The sequence below is a fragment of the Saccharopolyspora sp. NPDC003752 genome (assembly GCF_053605825.1).
Window position 1 is genome coordinate 20,914 of the sequence record NZ_JBSGJZ010000001.1, and the last position, 24,715, is coordinate 45,628.

A 24,715-nucleotide genomic window follows, 5' to 3' on the forward strand; every position below is an offset into this window, starting at 1 on the left:
GTCAGCCTTCCTTGTCGTACTGGGCGACTCGCCAACCGGCCGGCGTCTTGTTCACGGTCACCGCCAGCGCGCCGATGTCGGTCGGCAGCCGCACCACCATCGAGCCCGAGGTGGAGCTGATCGCGCTGGCCGCGCCGGTGATCACGTTGCCCGCGTTGCTCGGGTCCACCGACGACATCTCGGTGAGGAACTCGTCGGTGGTGTACGGGCGGAGCTTGGCCAGCCACTGCTGGCGGTCGGCGCCGACGGGGTGGTCCACCCACGCCTTGCCCCACTGCTCGACGACGACCAGCCCGGCCGGGTCCGGGGCGACGGGAGTCGGGGCGGCCTGCGGCACCGAGATCGTCGGCGGCGCCTTCGTCCGGGTCGGCGGCGGCACGACCGCCGAGTGCTCGGCGGCCCTGGTGCGGGAGGCGGCCATGTTCGTGCTCGGCGCCGGCTCGGGCAGCAGGTAGCCGACGACGGTGGCCACCGCGGCGAGCGCGACCACCGCGCCCACCAGGTGCTTCGGGGAGCGCAGCGGCCAGCCCCACAACCTGCGGTACACCGCGGCCCGCCCGCGGTGCGTGCGGATCGGCATCAGCTCCCCCTCCTGCGCCAGGTGCCACCTTCGAAGCGGCGAAACCGCTTGGCCCGCCTACGCAACTCGCACCGCCGCGCAAGACGAGCCCGTCGACAATTCCTCAGCCATCTGCGACCTCCAGGCCTCTGGACGGCCGGTAGACCACGTAGACCGGACGTCCGGCCACGACCTCCATCTCCGCTCGGCGCGGTCCCGGTGGCTCCGCCGCTGGGCCGGGCACCGGGGAGCCCGCCGTGCGCGACGGGATCAGCACCGGATCTTCGTCGATCCCATCCCATTTGGCATCCGCCACCGGGTTGGTGTCGACGACCCGGCTCGTGCTCCGCGCCTCCGGCAGCGCCGCCGCACCACCCGGTCGGCGCACCGCGCCTCCGATGGGCAGAGCGGCGCTCGCGCCCGGCGCGACCGCCGCCGGCGCGTCGCGATCCAACCGCTGCGCGGTCGCGACCGACATGTGCTGCGCCTCCGGCCGGCTCCGCCAGCGGCCGCGCTGCGGCGTCCCGGACTCCTCGTCGGGGTCCATGCCGCGGACCTGCTCCCAGAAGTTGCCGCCCTCTTCGTCCTGCTTGGGGCGCCCGCGGAACCGCGAGAACAACCCCTGCGGGGCGCGCGGCACGGCGCGGCTGACGGTGCCCACCGACAGCTGGACCATCTGGCCGATCCGCCGCACGGGCTTGGCGACCAGCAGGAACACGATCGTCACCAGCGCGGCGAGCAGGATCTGGGTCAGCGCGGAGAAGTTGCGCAGCGGGTCGAAGACCCAGGTCAGGATGAGGGTGTGCAACCCGGCCAGCGCCGAGATCATGACCACGTTGAGCAATGCCGCGCCGGCGACGCGGCCGATGGTGCGCAACACTTGGTGGTAGATCAACGCCACCAGGCCGATCAGCGGCCCGGCCAGGATCAGCACCCGCAGCAGCACTTGGGCGAGCAGGATCGTCGCCTTGGCCAGCAGCTGGAACGCCGCGTAGGAGAAACCCTGCACCAGCGCCAGCACGCCGGCGCCGACGCGGCTGCCGTCGACGCCCTGGAAGTAGCCGTAGGAGCTGCCCATCTTCCCGGCGACGTCCTCGAACGCCTGCTTCTTCGGTTCCGGGGAGCCTTCATCTGCTCCGGCGTCGGCCTCCTGCCTGCTCCACGCCTGGGCCCGCAACAGTTCCCGGCCGAGTTCCTTGGCCTGGGGCGAATCGGGCGAGCCGAATTCCCCGCGCAGCCAGTTGCGGTAGACGACCTGGTCGTGCAGCAGAGTGGGCAGCGCATGCCGCTCATCGACGCCGACTTCCCGGAGGAACCCGGCCTGCACCGCCGACGTTCCCTTGATCACCACGTCGTCCAGCGCGTGCGTGTAGACCAGCGGTGTCAGGTAAGTCGCGGAGGCGAACCAGAGCCCTGCCAGCGCCCACATGCCGCGCTTGCCGATGGAGGCCAGGTCGCCCGACCAGATGTAGCGGAACAGCACTATCGCCAGCACCAGCGCGACCAGTCCGAACCACGGGGTGAACACGCTGTCGTAGAGCGCGACGGTGCCGGTGGCGATGACGTCGTCCAGCGGGGTCATCAGGTCGCGGTCGAGCAGCGCGTAGTGCAGGCCATTGGTGGCGCCGACGAGGTTCTTGGCGATGTTGAACATCTCGTTGCCGAGCCACGTGTCGACCAGCGCGTTCGGGTTCGTCACGCCCTGCGGGCCGCAGCCGAGGTCGTAGGTGTGCCAGACCAGCCCTGCGTACCCGACCTCGTTGTAGGCACTGCCCGGATACCCGGTGCCGAGCGAGCCCGGATCCAGCGCGCCGACCATGCCCGAGCCGGGGCGCTCCGGGTTCGGCGCTTCCTTGCAGTCCAGGCCCTGACCCCAGGCCGGGGCCCCGATCAGCGCCTGGATGGCGATCAGCCCGGCGACGAGCGCGAACGCGCGGCGCTTCGGAGCTCCCGCGGCGAGCCGCTCACGCCGCTTCCGGTGGCGGCGGAACAGCATCGCGACCACCAGCGCGAACAGCGCGGTCGCGAGCGCAGCGCCGCTGATCTGGCCGTTCACCGCGCGTCTTCCCCACCCCGCTCGCCCGGCCGGCCGGTCGAGCGCTCGCTGCCGTCCTCGGCGTAGCCGATGCCGACCGTTTCGAGCTCGAACTCGTCGAACGATTCGTAGTCGTCCGGGTATTCGTCGCCCGACCCCAGCGCGGGGACGCCGGAGTCGGAGTTCGCCCCGTCGGCGGCGGGCGCCAGGGACCGGTGCTCGGCGTAGTCCTCGGCGGCCGGCGTGGTGTCCAACGCGTCGCGCAGGTGCTCCAGGTGGGGGCCGGAGAAGTCGATGCGGATCTTCTCCACGCCGCCGGCGCCGTCACCGAAGATGAACTGGCGCGGCGAGCGGTCGCGTTCGGTGGCGTTGCGGGCCGGGCCCGGCCGGCGGCCGAGCGCCGCCACCACCTGCTCGTACCCGGCGCCGACCGGCACCTTGAGCAGCCGCAGCGCGTCGGCTTGCGCTTGCTCGTCGTCCAGCCGGCCGATGAACACCGAGTCCAGCAGGGACACGAAGCCCTGGATGCGCAGGAAGTCGGCCGGGATCTGGCTGGACAGCAGGACCCGGACGTTCCACTTCCGGGAGTCGCGGGCGAACCGGTTCATCAGCACGCGGCCGGTCGGCACCTCGGAGAGGAAGAACGCCTCGTCGATCCACACGCCCTTGCGCTCGTTCTTGGGCCGCTCGTAGATCGACCGCTGCGTCAGCCAGGCGGCCAGGTTGAGCATCTCGACGCCGAGCGCCTCCGCGTCGGTCCAGTGCTCCCGGCCGACGCCGTCCTTCGGCAGCGTCAGGCCGGCCATGGTCAGCACCGTGAGCCGGTCCTCGCGCCGCTCCGAGTACGGGTCGGCGTTGACCTCGGGGATCAGCAGCGACATCCGTTCCCGGATCTCGTCGAGGAAGTCGGCCACCACCACCGCGTGCTCGTGGTGCTCGCTCGCGTCGCGGCGCAGCGCCTCGAAGACCATGCCCGGGTGGGCGTCCGGCCGACCGCCGACGGCGCGGACCGCGCGCAGCAGCACGATCCGGGTCTGCGGCAGCCTCGCCACCTCGTACGGCAGCAGGCCGGTCAGCACGTCGAGCACCAGGCGGCGCCGGGTGGCCGCGGCCAGCGCGCGTTCGCGGCGCCAGCTGCGCTCCGGATCCTCCTCGTCGACGAAGTGCTCCAGGTCCGGTTCGGCCACCACCCGGTACGGGTTGAGGATGCCGGGCTGGGCGTTGAGCAGGTTGATCGGCCGGGCGTAGGGCCGCAGCTCGGGCAGCGTGCACAGCTCCGCGAGCGGGCCGGACGGGTCCAGCAGCGTCCAGTGCGCTCCGGAGCGCAGCGTCTTGTAGACGATTCCGCCGCCCAGGAAGGACTTCCCGCCGCCGAGCCCGGCGACCATCGCGGTCAGGCCGGAGGCATCGCGGATCTCCTGCGCCATCCACGGGTCCCAGGCCACCGGACGCCGGGTCGCGGTGCAGGTCTCGCCGAGCAGCGCGCCGCGCCGGTCACCGACCTCCGCAGTCGCCTGCGGCACCGCGGACGCCGCCCAGACCACCGAGCCGCGGCGCAGGTAGGCGCTGTTGGCCAGCGGCTCGCCCGGGATGAATTCGCGCGCCATCGCGTACTGCGCTTCGGGATGCTCTATGGCGATCTTGGGCTTGTAGAGGTCGAGGATCTGCTGCGCCAGCCGCAGCGCGTCCCGCTCGGTGGGGCCGGACACCGCCAGCCGCCACCAGGACTTGACGCGCGTGGCCAGGGCGGTGAAGCCGGAGGTCATCTCGTCGTCGACCTCGAGCACCCGGCCCGCCTGCCGGGCCAGCGAGGTCGGCGGCTCCAGGCCGTGCTCCTCGGTGTAGTGCCGGACCTGGGAGCGCACCTTGTTCATCTGCCGCTGCAGCTCGCCGCCGACGTCCTCGGGACGGCGCACGTAGATCCGCGCGGACCACTCGACCGGCGCGGGCAGCCGGTCGGAGTGCTGCACCCACGGGTCGTCGATCTCCGGGATCTGCAGGCCGTGCGTCTGCCCGACGGTGAGCACCGCGAGGTGGCGGGTGACGCCCGCGTTCGAGCCGGTGCGGCCGCGCACGGTCACCGTCGGCGCGTACGGGTCCTGGTGCATGTCGGAGGCGTCGGTGAAGGACGCGAGGTCTTCGGGTTCCCACGGCGCGCCGGGCACCGCGGGCAGGTTGCGGGGCGCGGGCAGTCCCAGCGAGCACGAGCGGTGCATCAGCCAGGAGATCTCCTCGGCGGTCACCGGGCGCCCGTCGAGCCCGGCCGAGCCGATCACCTGGTCCAGGTGCTCGACCTCGCTGTCCAGCGCGACGAGTTCGGCGTCCACCGCCTCCGGGAACACCCGGCGCAGCAGCGGCGCGGCGCGCTCCACGGCGCGGTCCACCACGTTGCGGGTCTGCACCTGGACACCCAGGTAGACCTCTTTCTCCGCCATCGAGCGGCCCATCAGCTGCTGCTGCTCGCCGACCATGTAGTCGTCGAAGGACAGCGCGCCGGGCGTGTCCGGCAGCGGGTAGCGCGAGTTGTGCACGTGCGCCTCGGCCCACATCCGGATCGGATACGGCCGGTTGGTCACGCGCAGGTGCATCCAGCGGCCCTGCAGCTCGGCGTACTGGCCGGCGATCGCCGCGATCAGGTCCTGGCGCTGCGAGTCGGAGCGGAAGGACCAGCGCTGCGGGGAGAGCCGGTACCAGGCGAACACGTCCTGACCGGTGCGCAGCAGGTGGCCGTCGATGGACCGCGCGGCGATCGACGGCGTGTAGTTCGGGATCGACTGCTCGTCGCCGGGCCCGCGGCCGCGTTTGCCCGGCTTGGCCTTCGCGCTGCGGACCTTGCCGTTCGAGCCGCGGGGACCCGGAACCTGGTGCGTGTTGCGCTCACGGCCTGGCCGGCGACCGAACACCGCGAACCTCCTTGCTACGCGTGCGCCTGCTGGGAACCGTGCTGCGGGCGGCCGGCTGCTGCCTGGGCCGGGCGGGCCGCTGCTGCGGCACCGGGCGTCCCCGCTTGGACTTCTTGGGGCGAGGCCGCTGCGCCCGCACCTTGATCCGGGCGGCGCTGGCGGCGCCGCCCGTGCCGGACGTCTTCTCCCGGGGTGCGGTGAGTTCGCGCAGCCACATCACCAGCACCGCGCCCAGCGGTCGTTCGTGCCCGATCCGGGAGCAGATGATCCGGGTCACGACGATCGTGATGATCACGGCCCACGCGGTGGAGAAGAAGTCGAAGCCGATGTTCATCCGGCGTTCCACGGCGAGCACGAGCAGGAACACCACGAGGCCCACGCCCCAGGCGACGTAGCGGGCGCGCCACGGGAAGGTCGCCTTGGGCGGGCCGAGCCAGACCGCGTCGACCCGGTAGATCTCGTCGTCGGTCCGTATTCGCACGCCGGATCACCCGCCGGTGGTGCTGAACAGGCCCGCGATGAACGTGCCGATGTTCACGCCCGCCCCGTTCACCGCCAGGCCGATGATCGCGAGCGCGACGATCACCCCGCCGACGCGGCGCATGACGCCCGCGTTGTCGCCCTTGCCGCCGCCCAGCCAAAGCAGCAGGACCGCGACGGTGAGCAGCAGGAGCGGCAGCAGGTTCTCGAGGATCCAGCTCTGAATGCCTCCGGTGCCCACCTGCGTCTGCTGTGCCAGTACGTCCAGTTGCGCCAGTGTTTCCAGCGGCATGGCGGTCATCTCTTTACCCCTGATTGCGCGGAGTGTCGTCGGGTCGGTACCTCAGCCCGCCGGGCCCGGCCCGGCACGCAGGTACGAGTAGAACATGACATGGTCACCAGAAGTAGTGGTTGCGAGTTCCGGTGTGGCGGAAACGGTGTCGCGGAGTCCTCGCCGTCACGCCGCGAATAGGCCGTTCGGGCAGGCCGCTTTCGGCAGATCACCGGGAAAAGGTCGCCCACCAGGCCGGTTCTGGTCTGGATTCGTGTGGCTGTTCACCCGCTTGCGAGCCCCTTCGTAACACACCGTGCATGACTCCGGTGAGCCAGTGGATTTCCGCACATCGCGTCATGATGCACCCGACCGGATCACGCGAATGTGAAGCCACGGAGCCGGATCGAAACAAGGTGATCTTGACGCGCCAACTCAGGGTAGCGGTTCGGGTACAGCGCCCGACGGGCAGGGCGGCCGCTGCGACCGGCAGGATTGTGCACAGTGGACGCTCCACCGGCCGGAATGCCGAAACGCCCCAGCCACGACGGCCGGGGCGTTGGCATCCGCGAGTCGGCTACTGGCTCACCCAGTAGGCGTAGGACTGGTAATCCGGGTAGGGGCCGAGGAAATCCTGCAACGGGCCCAGTTCGACGGTCAGCGTCGAGTCGGTGACCAGCTCGGCCGGGATCTCGAAGGTGCTCTCGACCCAGCCGCGCGGGTCGGCGTCGAAGTTCCAGACGCCCGCGACCTCCCCGTGCACCGAGACCTGGACGGCGCGGGAGCCGGTCGGTTCGGCCCCGAGCGGCTCGGTCGCGTCGACGCGGCCGGTGATCGTCACCGCGCGGCCGGGGATCAGGTCGTGGAAGGCGAAGGTCTCGCCGCCGACGACGTGCCGCCCGCTGTCGACGACGTCGCCGCCGTCGGGCCCGGTGACCGTCTTGACGTGGGTGCGCGGCTGGAAGCCCTGGTGCGCCGGGACGACCTGGTAGTCGTGCCGCTCCTCGTCGCGCAGGTCGGCGACGTTGAGCCGGTCGCGGATCTGCCCGTCGACGGCCAGCAACGGCTGGTCGCCGGAGCCCAGCGCGTTCCAGTCGGCCTGGTAGATGGTCACCTTGCTGCAGGTCCGCGCGGCCTGGCAGGCCGACATCCCGCCGAGCGTGGTGTGCGAGAACGTCGGCGACTTCAGCTCGAAGGTGATCAGCTCGCGGCCGAACAGGCCGGCCTCGCCGAGGCCGTGCACGCTCCACGAGTCGAAGATGGCGAAGTAGTCCGGTCGCCGATCCTCCGGCAGGTACCGCAGTTCCTCGTAGAGGCTGCCGGCGCCGTGCAGGTTCGGGGTGGCGAACCCGGTGGTGGCCAGCCCGATCAGGTCGACCACGTAGCGGTCCGACAAGTAGGTGATGGCGCCGACGTCGTTGACCGCGACGTTCGCCCCGCGCGGCAGGTTCCCCTTGATCCAGTGGGCGATGCTCACCTGCTGGTCCCGGATGCCGGCCGCCTGCTGGGCCTGCCGCAGGCTCCACGCGGGCAGCTGGGAGACCGTGAACAGCAGCGCCAGCACGACACCGCCGGCCAGCACGGAGCGCCGGGCCCCGCCGGTGAACAGCTGGGCCGCGGTGTGGATGCCGACGACGGCGAACAGCAGCAGGATCGGCATCAGCGGCTGCACGTAGCGCATGTGGTGGACGTCGGCGAACTCCAGCGTCGACACCGAGGCCAGCACCAGCACGACGCCGATCCCGGCGGCCAGCGCCAGGCCGCGCCACTGCGGGGACCGCCGGAACAGGCCGATCACGCCGATCACCGCGAGCAGCAGCGCGCCGGGGAAGACGTAGTCCTGAGTGGACAGTCCCGAGAAGGCGGTCAGGAAGGTGCGGAAGTTGCTGAACACCTTGTCCGCGACTTCCAGCGGGTACACCGCGGGCATGTGCAGCAGCGACTTGGCGAGCACGCCGTTCTGCTCCGCCGAACCCGTCACCGCCCAGTAGAACGCGTAGAGCCCGGCGGCGGCGTAGACCGGCAGGCCGATCCAGGCGATCCGCCCGATCACGCGCGGCCAGGCGGCGCGGGTGCCGCGGGCGTGCGCGATCACGTGCCAGATCATCGCCAGGCTGAGCACGCCGGCGAACAGCAGCGCCTCGGTCCGGGTCAGCGCGGCCACCACCGCGACCAGCGGCGTCCACAGGAACCGGTTCGTCGCGCGCTCGGCGGTGAACACCAGCAGCAGCGCGACGAGCAGGAGGGCGACGAACGCGATCTCCATGCCGCTGGTGGCACCCCAGGCGAGCGGGCCGCTCAGCGCGACGAGCAGCCCGGCCCAGATGCCGACCTGGCGGCCGGCCAGCCGGGTGCCGAGCCGGTAGGTGAGCGCGGCGGTCAGCGCCATGCACAGCGCGCCGAACAGCATCGCGAACGGCAGGAAGGCCCCGCCCGGCAAGCCCAGCGCGTAGGCACCGCCGAGGATCAGCACGTAGAGCAGGCTGCTCGCGCCGGTGCTGATCGGATCTCCGGTGTTGTACTGCAGGAAGTGCCCGGTGCCGATCTGCCGCGCGTACTGCAGGTGGATGTACGCGTCGTCGACGGGCGGGATGAAGTGCCACTGGTTGTAGGCCAGGTTGACCACCAGGAACAGCGCGGTGACGAGTAACGACAGCCCGCCGATGAGCCACGCGGCGGCGTCCCGCAAGGGCCGGCCGGCCGGACGGGCGGTCGTCCCGGCCGCGGCTTCGGCGGGTGCCCCGGCCGGTATCTCGTCGTGTTCGTCGGCGCTGGGCGCCACGAATCTCGTCATGCTCGCTCCGAACGGTGGATCAGCGCGTTCCGATTTCGACGCGCGAGAAGAAAGGAGGACGCCGGCTGGCGGCGCGAAGCGCGGCGCGGCGACTGCGGACTCCCGAGGAACCGACGCCGGACCGGCACCGATTCGCCCCGACCTCAAGAACCCAACGCCGTCACCCTCCGCAACTGAACGCACACGCTGGGGACCTTCGCAAAACGCCCATCCGCGTGCACCCAGAGATTAGCCCTCCCGGGGGATCCGCCGATTGCCGGGTCGATCTTGTGCGGCGGCGTCCGGCCCCGCGTCGACCACCTGCGCGGAAAGCCCTCCGGACCCTCTAGACTCGAATGCGCGGATGAGTCGGCCGGGTGACCGCGGCGGGAGCGATCTCGTCGAGGAAAGTCCGGACTCCACAGAGCAGGGTGGTTGCTAACGGCAACCCGGGGCGACCCGCGGGACAGTGCCACAGAGAACAGACCGCCCGGCGTTTTCGCCGGGTAAGGGTGAAACGGTGGTGTAAGAGACCACCAGCACCCCGGGTGACCGGGGTGGCTCGGTAAACCCCACCCGGAGCAAGGCCAAGAGGACGCCTTCGCGGCGTCTGCGCGGACGTTCGAGGGCTGCTCGCCCGATGTTCGCGGGTAGGCCGCACCGAGCCTGCCGGCGACGGCAGGCCCAGATGGATGGTCACCGACCGGGCCGGCCGCAAGGCTCCCGAGAACAGAATCCGGCTTACAGGCCGGCTCATCCGCCCACGTCTTCCCCGGGATCGGTGGGTCCGTCAGTTTCAATTGAAACTGCGGACCCACCGGTGCTCAGGTGCCTTGGTCGACGGGCCGGGGCTCGGCCCGGGCCAGGCTGCGCAGGGCGGCCGGGCCGGCGCCGATCCGGTCGAGGCCGAGCAATCCCGCGCCGATCACCGGTGGCGCCTCGACGACCCGGACCTCCACCTCCGGCGAGACCTTCGCGCAGCGCCGCGTGATGTCCGGCAGCAGCCGCCGCCCGGCCCCGGCGAGCACCCCGCCGCCGAGGACCACCACCGCGGGCCCGCCGAGCAGTCCGAGGCGGCGCAGCGTCACGGTGGCGAGCAGCCCGATCTCCTCGGCGAGCCGGTCGACCAGCGCGCAGGCGATCGCGTCGCCGCCCTCGGCGACCTCGAACAGCACCGGGCACAGCCCGTGCAGCGCGGTCGCGGGCAGTTCGTCGAAGTGCAGCGCCTCGACGACCTCCGCGGCAGTGCGCGCCCCGAAGTGGGCCAGCACCGCGGGCAGCAGCTCGGTCGGTGCGCCGCGACCGTCTTCGGCGCGCACCGCCCACCACAGCGCCTCCTGCCCGAGGAACGCACCGCCGCCCCAGTCGCCGGAGATCCGGCCGATCGCCGGGAACCGGGAGGTCCGGCCGTCGGGCGCGACCCCGACGGCGTTGATCCCGGCGCCGCAGACGACCGCGACGCCGACGCCGTCGTCGGTACCCGCGCGCAGCAACGCGAAGGTGTCGTTGTCCACCGTCGCCGAGTCGGACCAGCCGCGTTCTTCGATCGCCCGGCGGAGTTCGGCTTCCTCCCGGGGCAGATCGGCCCCGGCCAGGCATGCCGCGGTGTGCACCGCGAACGGCTCCGCGGCCGGCAACCCGGCCAGGGCGGCGGCCCGTCGCGCCAGGTCCGCGAGGCTGTCCAGGCACCGCCGCACGCCGACGTGCTGGGGCGATGCGCCGGGCCCGCGCACGGCGGCCAGCACCGAACCGTCGGCCGCGACGAGCAGCACGTCGGTCTTGCTGTTGCCGCCGTCGATGGCCAGCACCGCGGGCTTCATCGGGTCCACGGCAGGAACGGTGCGTTGCGCCGGACGAGTTCGTCCGCCAGCTGGTCGGCGACGGCGTGCTGGCCGATCAGCGGATGTGCGAGCAGCGCATCGGCGACCCGGTCGCGGCCGCCGCGCAACGCGGCGTCCAGGGCCAGCTGCTCGTACCCGGCGACGTGGCCGATCAGGCCCGCCAGCGAGGGCTCCACCGGCCGCACCGGCAGCGGCCCGGCCCCCGTGGAGTCCACAGTGGAGTTCGTTTCGACCACCATATCGTCCGGCAGGAACGGCAGCGCGCCGTCGTTGCGCACGTTCACCACGTGTTCCGCCGGGCCGCCCGCGGTCAGGGCGTGCACCAGCTGCACCGCGGCCTCCGAGTAGTAAGCCCCGCCGCGCTTCGTCAGCTCCTCCGGCTTCCGCGTCACCGACGGGTCCGCGTACCGCTTGAGGAGGTCCCGTTCGACGTCGGCGACCACCGCCGCGCGGGGCGGGGATTTGCGTTGCTGCGCCAGCACTTCGTCGTGGGCGTAGAAGTACTTCAGGTAGTAGGACGGCACCATGCCGAGCCGCCGCATCAGGCCGGGCGGCAGGCCGATGTGCCCGGCCAGCGCGTCGGCGTGCTCGGCCAGCAGCTCCGGCAGGACGTCGCGGCCGTCGACGCGGACCCCGCGCACCCAGGTGAGGTGGTTCAGGCCGGTGTGCTCCAGCCGGACCGCGTCGGGCGTGACGTCGAGCAGCTGCGCGATCCAGCGGCTGAAGGTGATCGCGACGTTGCACAGCCCGACCGCGCGATGTCCCTCCGCCAGCAGGGCGCGGGTGACGATGCCGACCGGGTTGGTGAAGTTGACGATCCAGGCGTCCGGCGCGACGGCCCGCACGTGCTCGGCGATGTCCAGCACCACCGGAACGGTCCGCAGCGCCTTCGCGAGGCCGCCCGCCCCGGTGGTCTCCTGCCCGATGCAGCCGCAGTCCAGCGGGAACGTCTCGTCCCCGAAGCGCGCTTCCTGGCCGCCGACGCGCAGCTGCAACAGCACGGCCGATGCCCCGCTGGCGGCTTCCACGACGTCCGGCGTGGTGCGCAGCCGCGCCGGGTGGCCCGCCTCCTGCAGCAGCCGGCGGCAGAACGCGGCGACGACCTCCAGCCGCTCCGCGTCCGGATCGACCAGCACGATCTCGTCGATGGCCGGCTCCCGCCGGACCGCGAGACCGTCGATGAGTTCGGGCGTGTAGGTGGAACCGCCGCCCACCACGGTCAGTTTCATCGCTCGCTACCCCTTGACTCCGGTGAAGGTGATACCGCGGACGAAGGCTCGTTGCGCGAACAGGAAGAGCACGATGACCGGCAGCATCACCAGCACGGTCGCGGCCATCGTCAGGTTCCACTCCACCCGGTGCATGCCGCGGAACGACGCCAGCCCGATCGACAGCGTCCAGGACTGCTGGCTCTCGCCGGCGTAGAGCAGTGGGCCGAAGAAGTCGTTCCAGGTGTAGAGGAAGCAGAACAGCGCCGCCGCCGCGATGCCGGGGCGCGCCATCGGCAGCACGACCCGCAGCATCGCGGTGAACTCGGAACAGCCGTCCACCTTCGCGGCGTCCACATAGGACTGCGGGATGGTCAGGAAGAACTGGCGCAGCAGGAAGATGCTGAACGCGTCGCCGAACAGGTACGGGATGATCAGCGGCCAGATCGTGCCGGTGAGCTCGAAGCGGGTCCACACGATGTACAGCGGCACCGCGGTGACCTGCGGCGGCAGCATCATGGCCGCGATCACCAGCACGAACGCGGCGTTGCGGCCCCGCCAGCGCAGCTTCGCCAGCGCGTAGGCCACCGGGATGCTGGAGATCAGCATGAAGACCGTGGCCAGCACCGAGTAGAGCAGGCTGTTGGCCAGGTACTGCAGCATCGGTGCCTTGGTGAAGACCTCGCCGAAGTTCTCCCAGTGCCACTCCCGCGGCCACAGGTCGGCGGTGAGCGCCTGCTGGTCGGACATCGCCGCGGTGAGGAACACGAAGACCAGCGGCAGCAAGAACATCAGCCCGAGCGCGATCCCGATGCTGTGCACCGCGACCCAGTACAACCGCCCGTGCGACATCAGCTCACCTCCTCGGCGTTGGTGCCGCCGCGCATCCGGCGGATGAGCAACGCGGTGAAACCGAGGGAGAACACGAACAGCACGACCGCCATCGCCGCCGCGTAACCCATGTTGTAGTAGTGGAATCCCTGCTGGTAGAGCCAGGCCGGGAAGGTCAGCGTCGCGTTGTCCGGGTAGCCCAGGACCTTGCTGCTGCCCACCACCTCCGCCTGCCCGGAGGCCACCGAACCGGCGACCACGGCCTGGGTGAAGTACTGCAGCGCGAAGATGATCGAGTTGACCACGCCGAACAGCAGCACCGGCGCGATCGACGGCAGCGTGATGTGCCAGAACCGGCGTGCCGGGCCCGCGCCGTCCAGCGCCGCCGCCTCGTGCAGCTCGTGCGGCACGTCCAGCAGCGCGGCCAGCATGATGATCATCAGCTCGCCGCTGCCCCACAGCGTGAGCAGCGTCAGGGCGGGCTTGGCCCACGCCGGGTCGTTGAACCACAGCGGTCCGTCGATGCCCAGCAGCCCCAGCAACCCGTTCACCGGCCCGGTGCCGGGGTTGAACAGGAAGGTGAAGGCCAGCGTGGCCGCCACCGGAGGCGCGAGCGCGGGCAGGTAGCAGAGGGTGCGCAGCAGCCCGACGCCGCTGCGCACCCGGGCGAGCACGGCGGCGACGCCGAGCGCGAACACCACGCGCAGCACCGTGAGGACCACGACCAGCCAGATCGTGTTCACCGCGGCGATGCGCACCACCGGGTCGCCGAAGAGCAGGTACGCGTAGTTGCGCAGCCCGACCCATTCCGGCGGGGTCAGCAGGTCGTAGCCGGTGAACGAGAAGAACACCGTGGCCAGCAGCGGATACGCGAAGAAGCAGCTGAACCCGATGATCCACGGAGCCATGAAGCCCAGCACCCGCAGGCGGTTGCGCGCCGTGCGGGCGCGGGCCGGGGCAGCCCGCCCCGGCCGCGTCCGTTCCAACGTCGCCACCATGCCGTCAGCCGCCGCCCAGCGCCTTGGCCGCGTCGATCTGGGCGTCCAGTTCCCGCAACGCCCCGCCGAGATCGGTGACCTGACCGCTCTGCCACTTCACCGAGAAGTCCTCGGTGGACTTCATGTAGGCGCCGCCGTTCGGGCTGGGCGGGCTGGCCACCAGCTGCGGGTTGTCGAACAGGTCCAGGAAGGTCTGGTACTGCTCGCTGCTCTCCAACCGGGGATCGTGCAGCGCCGCGGTGGTGGTCGGCACGTTCTTCAGGCCGTTGGCCAGGTCCACCAGCGCCGTCGTGTCGGTGGTCAGGTAGCGGACGAGTTCCCAGGCCGCGCCGGCGTTCTCCGCGCCGCGCGGGATGCCGATGATCGTGCCGGTCACGAAGCCGGTGCCGTAGAGCTCGGGCTTGTTGTCCGAGACGGGGAACGGCGCGGTGCCGAAGCGCAGGTTCGGCGCGTCGTCCTCGATGAACCCGGTGCGGTACTCGCCGTCGATCATCATCGCGACCTTGCCCTGCTGGAAGGCGTTGTCCGCGGAGTACTGCTGGCCGAGACCGGCGGTGAACTGCACCAGCTTGTCCCAGCCGTAGAAGTCGACGAGTTCCTTCTGCCAGCGGTACATCTCCTGCCAGGCCGGGTCCTGGCCCAGCACCGACTTGCCCTGCGCGTCCATCCACGTCGCGCCGAAGTGCGGCGCCCAGTTCCACGGGTGGTTGGCCTGCGAGGTCAGCACCGGCAGGAAGCCGGCGACCTTGATCGAGCCGTCCGGGTTGAACTCGGTGAGCCGCTTGGCGAGATCGGTCAGCTCGGACGTGGTCTTCGGCGGCGCGGTGATGCCCGCCTTGGCGAACAGGTCGGCGTTGTAGTACATGCCGTAGACGTCGGCCAGCAGCGGCATCGCGCAGCGCTTGCCCTGGAACTGCGTGTACTCCTGGACGACCTTCGGAATCTGGTTCAGGTCGACCTGGTCGCGCTGCAGGTAGGGGCCGAGGTCCTGCCAGGCGCCGCTGGAGCAGAACTGGCCGAGGTTGATCGTCTCCGCCGAGAGCGCCACGTCCGGCGGGTTGCCGCCGCGGATGGCCTGGGTGATCTTGTCGTCGTCCTGGTTGCCCTGGCTGTTGATGGTGATGTTCGGGTGCTTGGCGCGGAACCCGTCGAGCACCCGGTTGAGCACGTCGAGCTCGCGATCGGTGAACTGGCTGGACACCGTGACGGTGACCTGCTGGTCCGGTCCCGGCGCGGGCTGCGGACCGTCCGATGTGGAGCCCGCCGTGCAGGACGCGGCGACCAGCGCCGCCACCGCCGTTCCCGCCGCCGCTAATGCTCGTGAGCGATAGTTCCGGTTCTCACCGGAACGGCCGCTCACGACCGTTGACCGTCTCATCGCGCCTCCTCCAACTGGACTTCCGGGTCGGATCGGATTCCCACCGCCGTGGCGGGCAGGCCGAAGACCTGCTCCCGGGCGAGGCCGAGGGCTACTTGCAGGGCACCCGCACGCACCGCGCGCTCGGTGCACTCCGCCGGTTCCACGGGGGTGCGCGGCACGACGAGGCGGTGCAGCTCGGCGGCGACCAGGTCGGCGAACTGCCGGCCGCCGACCTGCGCGATCTCGGCGGTCAGCAGCACGAGTTCGGGATCGAGGACGCTGACGACCCCGGCGACGCCGGTGGCGACGCGGCGCGCCAGGTCGGCGAGGAACGCCTGACCGGCGGCGCCCGCGGCGTGCGCCGCCTGCACGGCCGCCGCTCCGTTGCGGGCCTTCAGGCCGTGCGCGCGGGCGAGCTTGTTGATCGACCGGTAGCTCAGCAGGCCGCCCAGCCGCGAGCCGGTGCGGTCCACGCCGGTGTCCAGCCGGGCCCGGTCGGGCGCGCGCATCCAGTCGATCTCGCCCGCGCCGCCGGTGACCCCGCGGTGCAGCACGCGGTCGATCACCACGGCGGCGCCGAGCCCGTCGCTGAGCCAGACCAGCACGAAGTCCCGGACCTGCTGGGCCCGCCCGGCGGTCATCTCCACGAGCGCGACCAGGTTGACGTCGTTGTCGACGATCACGTCGGTGCCCAGTTCGGCGCGCAGCCGGCCGGGCAGGTCGAAGCCCTCCCAGCCGGGCAGGTGCGGGGCGAAGCCGAGGTGCCCGGTGGCCGGGTCGACCGCGCCCGGCGAGCCGATCACGACCTTGGCGAGCTGGTCGGGGCGCAGCTCGGCGCGGGCGGCGGCCTCGGTCATCGCGGTGGCGAACGCCAGCGGCGCGTCGTTGCCGGACGGCAGCGCGCTGCGGTGCTCCACGCGGATCTCGCCGGTGATGTCGGCGATCACGATGTCGACCTCGTCGGGGGTCAGGCTCACGCCCGCGACGTGCGCGAGGGCGCCGTTCACCGACCACATCTGGGCGGCGGGCCCGCGATTCCCGCCGCGCAGCTTGCCGCGGCGCACCATGCCGGCCTTCTCCAGCCGGGCGAGCAGCGCGACGGTCGCGGGCTTGGACAGGCCGATGACGGCTTCGAGCTCGGCCCGGGTCAGCGCGCCCCGCCGCAGCATCGCCTCGATCGCGGCCCGATCGTTGATCGCCCGCAGCAGCCGCGGGCTCCCGTCCCGCGCCGCCCCTGCTTCCCGCGCCACCGAAACCCCTATCCGTTAACTTCCTATACGGTTTCAGGGCACGCTAGTAACCCACCTCACACATGTCAATGGTCTGAACCAGGGACGCTGCGGGACGGCTCAGCTGCGCCGGGTGATCACACGGCGAGCGCACACCCACCCAGCCCAACCCCTTCGGCGCCGCACAACCACGAGGCGACGCTGGAACCAGTCGAGTGCCCGTGTGCATTTTGTGTTGCTATGGCGACACAAAATGCACACGGGAGAGCCGCCTTCCACACCGGTGCCGGTGCCGGAACGCCGCAATTTCAATGGAAATCGAACCTCTGATTTCCATTGAAATTGCGGACCTCCGGGTCAACCCGCAGCCGCGGGTCGCAAAGCCGCATGTCGATGGGGTGTCGCATGCGCCGCAGGCGCATAGCCCACCTACGACACCCGCACCGCCGCGGGTTCTCAGAGGTTCCCTGGCGAGGACGGCCCCTCTGCCGTGTATCGGACATACATCAGGAGGGGCACCCACAGACCAGGGAGCCTCTGAGGTTCCGCCACCCGCACCGCCACGCAAAACGAGGATGGAAAAACCTCATTGAAATTGCGGGACGGACAGCGGCGCCCACGGGGTGCGGCGGTGGGGAGGTCGTTACGACCAGTGGGAGATGTCGTTGACCAGGCGGACCGATGCGTTGCCGTCCGGGTAGAACTCCACGATCGACAGCGACGCCAGGTCGAGGTGCAGCCGGTAGAACATCGACGGGCCGACGTCCAGGGCGAGGCGCAGCAGCGCCTTGATCGGCGTCACGTGGCTGACCACGATGATCGTCTGCCCCGCGTACCGGGCCACGAGGTCGTCGCGGGCCGCCGTGACCCGCTCGAAGACCGCGTCGAGGCTTTCGCCGCCCGGCGGCACGATGCTCGGGTCGCCGAGCCACTTCCGGTGCAGCTGCGGGAACTGCTCGGAGGCCTCCCCGAAGGTGAGGCCCTCCCAGTCGCCGAAGTCGGTTTCCAGCAGGCCGTCGTGGAAGTGCAGTTCGCCGCCGGTCGCGTCGGCCACGGCCTGCGCGGACTGCCGGGTCCTGGTCAGCGGCGAGGCGATCACCGGTGCGATGCCGTCCGGCGTGATCACGCCGTCCATCGCGGCCAGGCGCTTGCCCGCCGCGCGCACCTGCCGCTCCCCCAGCGGGGTCAGCGCGACGTCGCCCCGGCCGGAGTAGCGCCGGTCCACCGACATCGGCGTCTGCCCGTGGCGCAGCAGCAGCATCTTCGTCGGCGTGCCGTCGGCGCCGAGCCATCCGGACGGCCGGATGCGCGCGGAGCTCGTGCTCGCCTCACCCGACGTCGACGTGCCGCTCGACCGCTCGGCACCGCCGGCCTGCCGGTCCATCGCCTCGTTGGCCAGCCGGTCGGCGTGCGCGTTCTGGGCGCGCGGCACCCACTGCAGGTCCACGCGGCCGAACCCGGCGATCAGCTGCCGCGCCTCGGCGGCCAGCGGCTGCAGGTTGACGTGCTTGACCTTCCAGCGCCCCGCCAGCTGCTCGATGACCAGCTTGGAGTCCATCCGCACCTCGAGCTCGGCGGCGCCGAGCTCGGCGGCGGCCCGCAGGCCCGCGATCACGCCCTGGTACTCGGCGACGTTGTTGGTCGTCACGCCCAGCCCGATGGAACGCTCGGCGAGCACCTCGCCGGACTCGGCGTCGCGAACCACCGCGCCGCATCCGGCCGGGCCCGGGTTGCCGCGCGATCCGCCGTCGGCCTCGACGACGACCCGCGAGCTCACCGGTTCTCCCCGGTCCGCACCAGGATCGCGCCGCACTCCTCGCAGCGGACCACATCGTCGGCCGCGGCCTCGCGCACCTCGGTCAGCGCGGAGCGGTCGAGCTCGATCCGGCAGGCGCCGCACCGGGCGCCCTGCAGCAGCCCGGCCGCGACGCCGCGCTGCGCGCGGATGCGCTCGTAGAGCGCGAGGAGGTCCGCCGGCATCGCCTTGGTGATCAGGTCCCGCTCCGTCTTGCGGCGAGTCTCCGCCACCTCCAGGTCGGCGAGCGCCTCGTCGCGGCGGGACTGGATGTCCGCGAGCCGCTCCTCGGCGGCGGCGACGGCCTCGCGCGACTTCGTCACGTTCGTTTCGAGGGCCTCGCGCTGCTCCATGACCTCGAGCTGCTCGTCCTCCAGGATGCCCTGGCGGCGGGCGAGCGTCTGCAGCTCGTGCTCCAGGTCTTCGAGCTGCTTGGCGGACGCCCCGGCCGCCATCAGGTCGCGGTCCCGCCGCTCCCGGGCGCGCACCTGGTCGACCTCGTTCTCCAGCCGCTTGACCTCGCGGTCCAGGTCGCTGAACGCGGTCTGGGCGACCACCAGCTCATCGCGCTTGGCGCGCACCTCGCCCTCGGCCTGGCCGATCTGCTCCAGCTCCGGCAGCGTGCGCCTGCGGTGCTCGACGCGGTTGAGTTCCGCGTCCGCCTCCGCGAGATCGAGCAGCCGTCGCTGAACGGCGGGGTCGGCTTTCACGCGAGCGCCCTCCCTGGGTCGGATGCCGCGCCGGCGTGAACGGTCCACGGGTCGGTGCGGCGGGTGGAAACGAGGACTTCGACTGTATCCGGCAGCGCGGCGGCGACGATGTCCGCGGCCTGTTGGCACCACGGCCACTCGCTCGCCCAGTGCGCCACGTCCACCAGGGCGGGCACCTCCGCACCGGGCACGTCGGCCCGGGCCAGGTGCTCGCCGGCCGGGTGGTGCCGCAGGTCGGCGGTCACGTAGGCGTCGACGCCCGCCGCGGCCGCGGTCGCCAGGTAGGAATCGCCCGCACCGCCGCACACCGCGACGGTGCGGATCGGCCGCTCCGGGTCGCCCGCACCGCGCACGCCCCAGGCCGTGGTGGGCAGGTTCTGCGCGACGCGGTTCACGAAGTCGCGGAACGGCTCGGCCTCGGGCAGCTCGCCGATGCGCCCGAGCCCGGTCTCGGCGCCCTCCGCGCGCGGCACCAGCGGCCGGCGCACGGTCAGGCCGATCGCCGCGGCCAGCGCATCCGACACGCCCTGCACCGCGCTGTCGGCGTTGGTGTGCGCGCAGTACAGGCCGATGCCGGAGCGGATCAGCCGGTGCACGATCCGCCCCTTGGGGTCGTCCGCGGGCACCCCGTGCACGCCGCGCAGCAGCAGCGGGTGGTGCGAAACCACCAGCTGCGCGCCGAAATCCACCGCCTCGTCCACAGTGGCCTCGACCGGGTCCACGCAGAACAGCACCCGCTGCACGACCGCGTCCGGGTCGCCGCACGCCAGGCCGACCGCGTCCCAGCTCTCCGCCAGCTCGGTCGGATACGCCTCCTCCAGCGCGCCGATCACCTCTCGAAGCCGCACCACCACCGGCTCACCCCCGTCCCAAGATGTCGCGTAATGCCTTCACCAGCAAAGCGTTCTGCGCCGGATCGCGAACCGCGACCCGGAGGTGATCGGGTCCGAGACCGGGGAACGTGTCACCCCGGCGGACCGCGATTCCGTGCTGCCGCAACGCCTCCCGCACCTCCGCCCCGCCGGCCACCTGCAGCAGCAGGAACGGGGCGCGGGCGGGCAGCGCGATCCGCAGCCCCGGGATGCCGTCGAGCTCCGCGACCAGCCCGGCGCGGTGCTCGTCGAACTCGGCCGCCGCCTGCTCCGATTCGGCCAGCGCCGCCGGCTCGCAGCAGGCGATCATCGCCTCCAGCACCAGCGCGTTGACCGGCCAATGTGGACGATAACGGGACAGCCGCCGCAGCAGCTCCGGATCCCCCAAGGCATACCCCGCGCGCAGCCCCGGCAGCCCCCACATCTTCGTCAGGCTGCGGAACACCAGCAGCCCCGGTTCCCGGCAGCCCGCGAGCGACTCCGGCTCGCCCGGCACGGTGTCGGCGAACGCCTCGTCGACGAGCACCACCCGGCCCGGCCGCAGCAGCCGTCGGATCTCCGCCGCCGGATGCAGCACCGACGTCGGGTTGGTCGGGTTGCCCAGCACCACGAGATCCGCCTGCTCCGGCACCGCGGTCGCGTCCAGGCGGTAGCCGTCCGCCGGATCCAGCTGCACCCGAGCCACCTCGACACCGGCGGTGCGCAGCGCCAGCTCGGGTTCGGTGAACGAAGGGTGCACCAGCGCGGCGAGGCGGGGGCGCAGCGACGGCAGGAGCGCGAAGCCCTCCGCGGCCCCGGCCAGCGGCAGGACCTCGTCGGCGGTGCGGCCGTGGCGGGCGGCGGCAGCCGACCGAGCGGCCAGGTCGTCGGCGGCCGACGGGTAGCGGCCGAGGCGGTCCAGCGCCGCCGCGAGGCGGTGGCGGAGCCATGCCGGGGGGCGGTCGAGGCGGACGTTCACCGCGAAGTCGAGCAGGCCGTGCTCGGCGTCGACGTCGCCGTGGTGGCGCAACGAATCCCGGTCGTCCCCGCTGTTCATCCCGGGCAGTCTAACCAGGACCGACTCGGGGCCGTGCGCCCCGAAGGCAGCGGTGATCCGACCGTCCCCCGGCGAGTGCGCCGCGCCGGGCGGGGCGAGGCCCGCGAGGTGAACGGACCGTTCGTCCCGATAGGCGGAGCGAACGGTCCGTTCACTCCTCCGGTCCCTGCGGCCCCGGCCGGGCGCGGGCGATCCGTACCCTCGGGAAACGTGCACATCTCCTTCATCTGTACCGGCAACATCTGCCGTTCCCCGATGGCCGCCCTGGTGTTCCGCGAGCAGCTGCGGCGGGCCGGGCTGGACGGGCAGGTCGAGGTCACCAGTGCCGGGACCGGGCCGTGGCACGTCGGCGAGCCGGCCGATCCGCGCACCGCGAAGGTGCTCGCCGACCACGGCTACCCCACCGAGCACGTCGCGGCCCAGGTCGACGACCACCACCTGGACGCCGACCTGCTCGTCGCGATGGACGCCGGACACCTGCGCGCGGTGCGCCGCCTCGTCGACGGCTCGACCGAGGTGCGGCTGCTGCGCTCCTTCGACCCGGACTCGTCCGACGACGCCGAGGTCCCGGACCCGTACTACGGCGGGCCGAACGGGTTCGACGACGTGCTGGCGATGATCGAGGCCGCGGCGCCGGGCCTGCTGGCCTGGGTCCGCGAACGGCTGTGACTGCCATGCGCGACCAAGCCCGGGCGGTGGCAGCGAAGATCACCGGGCGGACACCGGCCGACGTGCGCCGGCTCAGCGGCGGCGACACCTCGGCCGCGTTCGCGATCCGCCTCGACGACGGCACGACGGTCTTCGCCAAGACCGCACCGATGCCCGGCGCCATCGCGGCCGAAGCGGCATCGCTGGCCTGGCTCGCCGAGCCCGACGCCATCGCCGTCCCCGAGGTGCACGGCCACGACGAGAACTGGCTGGTCACCGAGCACATCCCGGCGGCGGCGCCGAACGCGCTCGCCGCCGAGCGCCTCGGCCGCGAGCTCGCCGCGCTGCACGCGGCCGGTGCGCCCGCCTTCGGCGCAGCGCCGCCGGGTGGTCCGGCGGACGCGTGGATCGGCCTCGCCCGGATGCGCAACGAACCGGACGAGCAGTGGCCCGCGTTCTACGCCCGGCACCGGGTCGAGCCGTACCTGCGCCGCGCCGTCGACGCGGGGACGCTCAGCGCCGAGGGCAGCGCGGTGATCTCGCTGGTGTGCGCGCAGGTCGACGAACTCGCCGGACCAGCCGAGCCGCCGGCGCGGCTGCACGGCGACCTGTGGAGCGGCAACGTGCACTGGGGTGCGCAGCGGGCTTGGCTGATCGATCCGGCCGCGCACGGCGGGCACCGCGAGACCGACCTCGCCATGCTGCGCCTGTTCGGCTGCCCCCACCTGGACCGCGTCGTGGCGGCGTACCAGGAGGTCAGCCCGCTGGCCGAGGGCTGGGAGCACCGGATCGGACTGCACCAGCTGTTCCCGCTGCTGGTGCACGCGGTGCTCTTCGGCGGCAGCTACGCGGGCCAGGCCGTCGCCGCCGCCCGCTCCGCCCTCCGCGCCAGGTAGGCGGTACCCGAAGACGGCCACCGCGTCCCACGCGCTTCGGCCGACGACTACGTCACACCGGCAGGACCGGCCGTCCGGGCGGCGCCCGGTCGTGCGCGCGTCCCGGGCAAAACGGGCGCTGACCTGCCACGATCCGGCTCCCACAACCGAAAACCGCAGGTCAGATTGCTTCGGTTACCGTGTAGGAGTGCGCCTGAAGTTCTTGCTACGACCCGGTTGGCTCGGCCTGATCGCACTGGTCGTGGTGTTCGCGTCGCTGTGCTTCACGCTCCTCGCCCCCTGGCAGTTCAGCCGCAGCGACGAAGCGCAGACGCGCAACAACGCCATCGCCGAGTCGTTCCACGCGCCGCCGAAGCCGCTCGCGGAGGTGCTGCCCGCAGGGCAGGCGCCGGACCAGCGGACCGAGTGGTCGCAGGTCGTGCTGCGCGGCCAGTACGTGCCGGAGGGCGAAACGCTGGCCTGGCAGCGCACGGTGCTCGGCGAGCCCGCGTTCGAGGTGCTGACCCCGTTCCGGCTCGACGACGGCACGACGGTGCTGGTCGACCGGGGCTTCATCCGCCCCGTCGACGGCACCCGGGCACCGGACTACGCGGCCGCGCCGACCGGCGACATCTCGGTGACCGCCCGCGTCCGGACCGACGAGCAGGACAGCAAGCAGCGCCCGCTGTTCGAGCACGACGGGCACCGCTGGGCCTACGCGGTGAACGCGGAGACCATTTCGAACGGCACCGGCCTCGCCCTGCGGCCGGGTTACGTGGTGCTCAACGAAGGCCAGCCGGGCGTGCTGGGCGCCATGCCGCTGCCGCGCCTGGAATCGGGGCCGTACTTCTCCTACGCCCTGCAGTGGATCGCCTTCGGCATCATGGCGATCATCGCCATCGGCTACCTGGTGTACTCGGAGCTGCGCCCCGACGCCCGCCCTGCCTGGCAGAACGCACCGGCCGGGGAGAAGTCCGCCGGCGGGCCGGAGCCCGGCGCGAAGGGCGGCCGCCGCCGGAAGATCTCGGTGGCCGAGGCGGTCGCCGAGGAAGAGCGCCGGGAACGCGAAGAAGAGGCCCGCCGCAAGGCCGAATCCCAGGCCCCGGCCGACGACGCGGCCCACCAGACCAACCACGCCTGACGACGCCACGAGGCCCGCCCGATTTCGCCTGGAATCGGGATCCGGCCCACCCATCGAGGGCATGCGCTCAGATCTTCGCATTTCCGCAGGTCAGCTCCCGTGAGCACTTTGGGTCGCTATAACAGCACAAAACACTCACGACGCCTGACCAGGCGGAACGTCAGCGGTTACGGCGGTCCTTTCGGATGCCGCGGGTCAGGGCGAACGCCGCCGTCAAGACTCCCGTGACCGTGCCGATCACCCGCGAGAGCTCGACGCTGCGGGTCACGTCGCCCGCGTCCGCCGTCCGGCCCTCCCCCAGCACCGGGCGCTGCTCCACCACATGGCCGTAAATCGTCCGGCCGCCGAGCCGGATCTGGAGGGCACCGGCGAACGCCGCCTCCACCTGGCCCGCGTTCGGGCTCGGGTGCGCCGAGGCGTCCTGCCGCCAGGTCCGCCACGCGCCGCCCGCCGAGCCACCGACCACCGGCGCGCACGCCGAGGTCAGCACGGCCGCCAGGCGCGACGGCACCAGGTTCAGCACGTCGTCCAGGCGCGCCGACGCCCAGCCGAAGTTGCGGTAGCGCGGCGAGCGGTGGCCGACCATGGCGTCGAGCGTGTTGGCCGCGCGGTAGCCGATCAGCCCCGGCACCCCGGCGATCGCTCCCCACACCAGCGGCGCCACCACCGCGTCGGAGGTGTTCTCGGCGACCGACTCGACCGTGGCCCTGGCCAGGCCCTGGCCGTCCAGCACCGCCGAGTCCCGGCCGCACAGGTTGCGCAGCCGCACCCGTGCCGCGTCGATCTCGCCCGCGTCGAGCATCCGGGCCATCGCGGTGCCCTCGTCGGCCAGCGACGAGCCGCCGAGCACCACCCAGGTGGCCAGCCCGGTGACGGCGGCCTCCAGCACCGGGCTGCGCCGGGACAGCCGCTGCGCCAGGACCCCGACGCCGACCGTGCCGCCGACCAGCAGGCCGGTGTAGGCAATGCCGGCCAGCCGCTGGTCCCGGTGCAGCGCCCGCTCGGCGGCCTGGGCGGCCTTGCCGAAGAGCGCGACCGGATGCCCGTCCTTCGGGTCGCCGATCGCCGCGTCCGCGGCCACTCCGAGTAGCAGTCCGACCGCACGTCCCGCGCTCACCGGTGCCGTTCCTCCAAATCGATCCGATGCCCA

20 protein-coding genes and 1 other RNA gene are annotated in these 24,715 nt (G+C 72.1%); 4 read left to right on the forward strand and 17 right to left on the reverse strand.

Annotated elements, in window-relative coordinates:
• Position 1: 1 nt before the first annotated feature.
• The 6 genes from ACWEV3_RS00100 to ACWEV3_RS00125 form a co-directional block, all read right to left on the reverse strand.
• Positions 2-580 (reverse strand): hypothetical protein, encoded by a 579-nt coding sequence (locus tag ACWEV3_RS00100; RefSeq protein ID WP_452611755.1) that lies wholly within the window; start codon positions 578-580, stop codon positions 2-4.
• A gap of 103 nt (positions 581-683) precedes the next feature.
• Entirely contained in the window at positions 684-2,615 is a 1,932-nt protein-coding gene (locus tag ACWEV3_RS00105; RefSeq protein WP_452611756.1) for a hypothetical protein, read from the reverse strand.
• Entirely contained in the window at positions 2,612-5,497 is a 2,886-nt protein-coding gene (locus tag ACWEV3_RS00110) for an ATP-binding protein (protein WP_452611757.1), read from the reverse strand. Before ACWEV3_RS00110 ends, ACWEV3_RS00105 begins: the two co-directional genes overlap by 4 nt.
• Positions 5,472-5,978 (reverse strand): hypothetical protein, encoded by a 507-nt coding sequence (locus tag ACWEV3_RS00115; RefSeq protein WP_452611758.1) that lies wholly within the window; start codon positions 5,976-5,978, stop codon positions 5,472-5,474. Before ACWEV3_RS00115 ends, ACWEV3_RS00110 begins: the two co-directional genes overlap by 26 nt.
• 6 nt (positions 5,979-5,984) lie before the next feature.
• Positions 5,985-6,278, reverse strand: a complete 294-nt coding sequence (locus ACWEV3_RS00120) for a hypothetical protein (RefSeq protein ID WP_132488124.1) — start codon at positions 6,276-6,278, stop codon at positions 5,985-5,987.
• A gap of 547 nt (positions 6,279-6,825) precedes the next feature.
• Positions 6,826-9,042, reverse strand: a complete 2,217-nt coding sequence (locus ACWEV3_RS00125) for an ArnT family glycosyltransferase (protein ID WP_452611759.1) — start codon at positions 9,040-9,042, stop codon at positions 6,826-6,828.
• 344 nt (positions 9,043-9,386) lie between these two features.
• Here ACWEV3_RS00125 and rnpB point away from each other — a divergent pair.
• An RNA gene (gene rnpB / locus ACWEV3_RS00130) (RNase P RNA component class A) lies at positions 9,387-9,781 on the forward strand.
• A 64-nt stretch (positions 9,782-9,845) separates the two neighbouring features.
• On the opposite strand, the gene ACWEV3_RS00135 is transcribed toward rnpB, so the two are convergent.
• From ACWEV3_RS00135 to cobC, 10 genes are all read right to left on the reverse strand, one after another.
• Positions 9,846-10,841, reverse strand: a complete 996-nt coding sequence (locus ACWEV3_RS00135; protein ID WP_452612221.1) for an N-acetylglucosamine kinase — start codon at positions 10,839-10,841, stop codon at positions 9,846-9,848.
• On the reverse strand, positions 10,838-12,091 hold the full coding sequence (locus tag ACWEV3_RS00140) for a 6-phospho-beta-glucosidase (RefSeq protein WP_452611760.1): 1,254 nt from the start codon (positions 12,089-12,091) through the stop codon (positions 10,838-10,840). The genes ACWEV3_RS00135 and ACWEV3_RS00140 overlap by 4 nt, the downstream gene beginning before the upstream one ends.
• A 6-nt stretch (positions 12,092-12,097) precedes the next feature.
• Positions 12,098-12,922, reverse strand: coding sequence for a carbohydrate ABC transporter permease (locus ACWEV3_RS00145; RefSeq protein ID WP_452611761.1), 825 nt, complete (start codon positions 12,920-12,922; stop codon positions 12,098-12,100).
• Positions 12,922-13,899 carry a carbohydrate ABC transporter permease gene (locus ACWEV3_RS00150; RefSeq protein ID WP_452611762.1) on the reverse strand — a complete coding sequence of 326 codons (978 nt, stop codon included), beginning with the start codon at positions 13,897-13,899 and terminating at the stop codon, positions 12,922-12,924. Before ACWEV3_RS00150 ends, ACWEV3_RS00145 begins: the two co-directional genes overlap by 1 nt.
• 4 nt (positions 13,900-13,903) lie before the next feature.
• On the reverse strand, positions 13,904-15,277 hold the full coding sequence (locus tag ACWEV3_RS00155; RefSeq protein WP_452611763.1) for an extracellular solute-binding protein: 1,374 nt from the start codon (positions 15,275-15,277) through the stop codon (positions 13,904-13,906).
• Positions 15,274-16,509, reverse strand: a complete 1,236-nt coding sequence (locus ACWEV3_RS00160) for an ROK family transcriptional regulator (protein ID WP_358579130.1) — start codon at positions 16,507-16,509, stop codon at positions 15,274-15,276. The genes ACWEV3_RS00155 and ACWEV3_RS00160 overlap by 4 nt, the downstream gene beginning before the upstream one ends.
• Before the next feature lie 622 nt (positions 16,510-17,131).
• Positions 17,132-18,265 (reverse strand): bifunctional RNase H/acid phosphatase, encoded by a 1,134-nt coding sequence (locus tag ACWEV3_RS00165; RefSeq protein ID WP_452611764.1) that lies wholly within the window; start codon positions 18,263-18,265, stop codon positions 17,132-17,134.
• Entirely contained in the window at positions 18,262-18,993 is a 732-nt protein-coding gene (locus ACWEV3_RS00170) for a zinc ribbon domain-containing protein (protein WP_452611765.1), read from the reverse strand. The genes ACWEV3_RS00165 and ACWEV3_RS00170 overlap by 4 nt, the downstream gene beginning before the upstream one ends.
• On the reverse strand, positions 18,990-19,844 hold the full coding sequence (locus tag ACWEV3_RS00175) for a Nif3-like dinuclear metal center hexameric protein (protein WP_452611766.1): 855 nt from the start codon (positions 19,842-19,844) through the stop codon (positions 18,990-18,992). The genes ACWEV3_RS00170 and ACWEV3_RS00175 overlap by 4 nt, the downstream gene beginning before the upstream one ends.
• Positions 19,845-19,851: 7 nt before the next feature.
• On the reverse strand, positions 19,852-20,901 hold the full coding sequence (gene cobC / locus ACWEV3_RS00180) for an Rv2231c family pyridoxal phosphate-dependent protein CobC (RefSeq protein WP_452611767.1): 1,050 nt from the start codon (positions 20,899-20,901) through the stop codon (positions 19,852-19,854).
• A 210-nt stretch (positions 20,902-21,111) separates the two neighbouring features.
• On the opposite strand from cobC, the gene ACWEV3_RS00185 reads away from it, so the two are divergent.
• From ACWEV3_RS00185 to ACWEV3_RS00195, 3 genes are all read left to right on the forward strand, one after another.
• A complete protein-coding gene (locus tag ACWEV3_RS00185; protein ID WP_452611768.1) occupies positions 21,112-21,570 on the forward strand; it encodes a low molecular weight protein-tyrosine-phosphatase in 459 nt (152 codons plus the stop codon).
• Positions 21,571-21,575: 5 nt separating this feature from the next.
• A complete protein-coding gene (locus ACWEV3_RS00190; RefSeq protein ID WP_452611769.1) occupies positions 21,576-22,445 on the forward strand; it encodes a fructosamine kinase family protein in 870 nt (289 codons plus the stop codon).
• A gap of 187 nt (positions 22,446-22,632) precedes the next feature.
• Positions 22,633-23,565, forward strand: coding sequence for an SURF1 family cytochrome oxidase biogenesis protein (locus tag ACWEV3_RS00195; RefSeq protein WP_452611770.1), 933 nt, complete (start codon positions 22,633-22,635; stop codon positions 23,563-23,565).
• A 160-nt stretch (positions 23,566-23,725) separates the two neighbouring features.
• Here the strand turns inward: ACWEV3_RS00195 and ACWEV3_RS00200 are convergent, their stop codons facing one another.
• A complete protein-coding gene (locus tag ACWEV3_RS00200) occupies positions 23,726-24,682 on the reverse strand; it encodes a cobalamin biosynthesis protein (protein ID WP_452611771.1) in 957 nt (318 codons plus the stop codon).
• Positions 24,683-24,715: the final 33 nt, after the last annotated feature.

Coding starts and splice junctions, on each gene's coding strand:
- ACWEV3_RS00150 (WP_452611762.1), bottom strand. CDS start 13,899: ATGGTGGCGACGTTGGAACGGACGCGGCCGGGGCGGGCTGCCCCGGCC.
- ACWEV3_RS00155 (WP_452611763.1), bottom strand. CDS start 15,277: ATGAGACGGTCAACGGTCGTGAGCGGCCGTTCCGGTGAGAACCGGAAC.
- ACWEV3_RS00120 (WP_132488124.1), bottom strand. CDS start 6,278: ATGACCGCCATGCCGCTGGAAACACTGGCGCAACTGGACGTACTGGCA.
- ACWEV3_RS00100 (WP_452611755.1), bottom strand. CDS start 580: ATGCCGATCCGCACGCACCGCGGGCGGGCCGCGGTGTACCGCAGGTTG.
- ACWEV3_RS00140 (WP_452611760.1), bottom strand. CDS start 12,091: ATGAAACTGACCGTGGTGGGCGGCGGTTCCACCTACACGCCCGAACTC.
- cobC (WP_452611767.1), bottom strand. CDS start 20,901: ATGAACAGCGGGGACGACCGGGATTCGTTGCGCCACCACGGCGACGTC.
- ACWEV3_RS00145 (WP_452611761.1), bottom strand. CDS start 12,922: ATGTCGCACGGGCGGTTGTACTGGGTCGCGGTGCACAGCATCGGGATC.
- ACWEV3_RS00135 (WP_452612221.1), bottom strand. CDS start 10,841: ATGAAGCCCGCGGTGCTGGCCATCGACGGCGGCAACAGCAAGACCGAC.
- ACWEV3_RS00125 (WP_452611759.1), bottom strand. CDS start 9,042: ATGACGAGATTCGTGGCGCCCAGCGCCGACGAACACGACGAGATACCG.
- ACWEV3_RS00190 (WP_452611769.1), top strand. CDS start 21,576: ATGCGCGACCAAGCCCGGGCGGTGGCAGCGAAGATCACCGGGCGGACA.